The sequence below is a fragment of the Marichromatium sp. AB31 genome, from assembly GCF_003718685.1.
GTDB classification, from domain to species: Bacteria; Pseudomonadota; Gammaproteobacteria; order Chromatiales; family Chromatiaceae; genus Marichromatium; species Marichromatium gracile.
In genome coordinates this window covers 1-377 of the sequence record NZ_RHFI01000070.1, presented here as the reverse complement: position 1 = coordinate 377, position 377 = coordinate 1, and the positions used below count along the sequence as shown (strand labels likewise).

The window sequence follows — 377 nt, the reverse complement described above, 5'->3', positions numbered from 1 at the left end:
TCAGCGTCGGGATCGGTACATTGCTGACGGTGAGGCCGTTGCCGGTGGCATCACTGCTGTCGCCGGCGCTCACCGCGGTGTTCCAGTCATCGGCGGCGGCGAGGTTGTAGGTCGTGCCCCCGGTCGACGTGGTGCCGTCGCTGTTGAGCAGCGGCCCGACCCCGGCGCGATCGGTGGCGCTCAGCGTCAGGGTGAACTGGGTGGCCGAGGTGCGCTCGACGTCCATGGTGTCGGTCAGGGTATAGCCCGTCCCGCCCGCGCCGGTGAGGGTGAGGGCGCTGGCATCGATGTCCGCGCCGCCGCCGTTGGCCTGGATATTGGTGGCGGTGACCACCAGGGTGCCGGTGGCGGCGTCATAGGTGGCGCTGGTGAGCTTG

General features: G+C 70.0%; 1 protein-coding gene. It reads right to left on the bottom strand.

Annotated elements, in window-relative coordinates; translation table 11 throughout:
- Window positions 1-377 (bottom strand): hypothetical protein (locus tag EBL84_RS17215; RefSeq protein ID WP_190288003.1); only part of this gene is annotated, 377 nt, incomplete at both ends.